The organism is Bathymodiolus platifrons methanotrophic gill symbiont, from assembly GCF_002189065.1.
In the GTDB taxonomy this organism is placed as follows: Bacteria; Pseudomonadota; Gammaproteobacteria; order Methylococcales; family Methylomonadaceae; genus Methyloprofundus.
Genome location: NZ_BDMN01000087.1, coordinates 1 through 1,782, shown reverse-complemented (window position 1 = coordinate 1,782; position 1,782 = coordinate 1). Strand labels below are relative to the sequence as shown.

At 38.5% G+C, this 1,782-nt stretch carries 2 protein-coding genes and 1 pseudogene; 2 read left to right on the top strand and 1 reads right to left on the bottom strand.

The features are described from left to right. A partial coding sequence (locus CDZ78_RS05830; protein WP_140413900.1) for an ISAzo13 family transposase occupies positions 1-605 on the top strand: 605 nt, incomplete at its 5' end. Positions 606-630: 25 nt separating this feature from the next. Here the strand turns inward: CDZ78_RS05830 and CDZ78_RS05825 are convergent. Further along, on the bottom strand, positions 631-1,194 hold the full coding sequence (locus tag CDZ78_RS05825) for a transposase (protein ID WP_244559168.1): 564 nt from the start codon (positions 1,192-1,194) through the stop codon (positions 631-633). A 108-nt stretch (positions 1,195-1,302) separates the two neighbouring features. On the opposite strand from CDZ78_RS05825, the pseudogene CDZ78_RS05820 reads away from it, so the two are divergent. Next, positions 1,303-1,456: pseudogene (locus tag CDZ78_RS05820) on the top strand (IS3 family transposase); the annotation flags it as partial. Between the last annotated feature and the right edge of the window lie 326 nt (positions 1,457-1,782).

Genomic DNA, 1,782 nt, shown 5'->3' with positions numbered 1-1,782 from the left:
ATGGATCGCTCTATACACAAGCAGCCATTCAAACGAATGATCATGATTTCCCTAGCTCTGCAACAGGCAGTGTTATTCCTCATGGGTTTTATGACCTCAAACGAAACACAGGATATATCACGCTTGGAACGAGTCATGATACCAGTGAATTTGCCTGTGATAGCTTATTTCAATGGTGGGTAAACGAGGGTATTATTCATTATCCTAAAGCAAAATCATTGTTGATCCTTTGCGATGGTGGAGAGAGTAACAGCTCACGGCACTACATTTTTAAAGAAGATTTACAAAAGTCTGCGAATGCACTTGGATTGGAAATTAGGATTGCCCACTATCCTCCTTATACCTCCAAGTATAATCCCATTGAACATCGTTTTTTTCCTCATGTGACTCGTGCTTGTGAAGGTGTTGTATTTGACTCGGTTGAAACAGTTAAAACATTGATTTCTAGAACATCAACGTCAAAAGGACTAACAACAATTGTTCACATACTCGACAAAATATACGAGACAGGACGAAAATATGCCGCTGACTTCAAAGAAATAATGCCGATTGTATTTGATACACATTTACCAAAATGGAATTACCGGGCAATTCCTCAAGAATAATTAATATCGGGAAGTTGTTTCGTGCTTATTCCTTAGCTACTTTTATAATGGGGGCCAGTTGACTATGAGTTGCCCAGTAATACCAGTTATTAAGTAAGCCTTCAAATTGCTCTGTACTTTCGGCAACATAAACCTGTTGAAATGCTTCGCGAATTTGCATGGCTCGGATAGATTTCAAGTTCAGTTTTGCCATGCTTAACTCCTCTTTTATTGTTTTCTGTTTTGCAGTTAAATTAGACTCATTTTTTAAAAAAATATAACGATTTCCTTTGAGTATAGGGGTGTAACTCCCTTCCTCTCTACGCACTTGGTCAACAGCTTCATTGATAAGTTTTATGATATGAAATTTATCAAAGGTAATTTCTGCCTCTGGCATGTTTTCTTTAACGCCTTTAATAAAGGCAGGAAACATATCGCAACTCACTTGTTTAATTGCATTCCTATCACCCTGTTTAGCTTCTAATACTTCCACAAAATCAACAACGGTTTTATGATCTTTACCTGCACTAATATGCAGTGTTTTTCTCTCTTCCAGGTCGACAAAAAGAGTAATGTAGTCATGTCCTTTTGCAATAGAGGTTTCATCCATTCCGACAGTGCTTATATTACTGTAATCTTCATCGATCTTGGCTAGCTCAATGTAGGTATCCAGTACACGCCATATCTTGTGATCAGAGACACCCGTTAAGTCACTCACATTATGAACTCGGATAGAGGTAGTCAATATGCTAGCTACGAGTATCGTCAACACCTAGATATTATGCAAATGCGGCAGAGTATGAGTCGAAAAGCGTTCTGTTGGGACAATGCTCCAACAGAACGCTTTTTCCGCAGTCTTAAGCATGAGGAGTTAAATTACAACAACTTTAGAACCAAAGAAGCAGCAATCAATAGCATTATTGATGTGTAGCTTTTTATAACGGCAAACGTACTCACTCAAAACTAGATTATCAATCACCATTACAATTTGAGCGAGTAGTTATAGGGAAGCGTCTTAAAAAAGTGTCCGGTTTTTGTTGACCATTACATGTCAGAGCGGTATGCACATTTGAGTAATGAGCGTTTGCAGGCTACCAGTGATAATCTGTCGAATGTGATGGCTGGGGCTATTGGGGTTGATTAGCTTTTTTTAGAAAGCTTGTTAATCAGCGTTGAATGTTTACTACGTAACCGCGTC

Excerpts from the sequence above, each read along its gene's own strand:
- CDZ78_RS05825 (WP_244559168.1), bottom strand. The coding sequence starts at position 1,194 with ATGGATGAAACCTCTATTGCAAAAGGACATGACTACATTACTCTTTTT.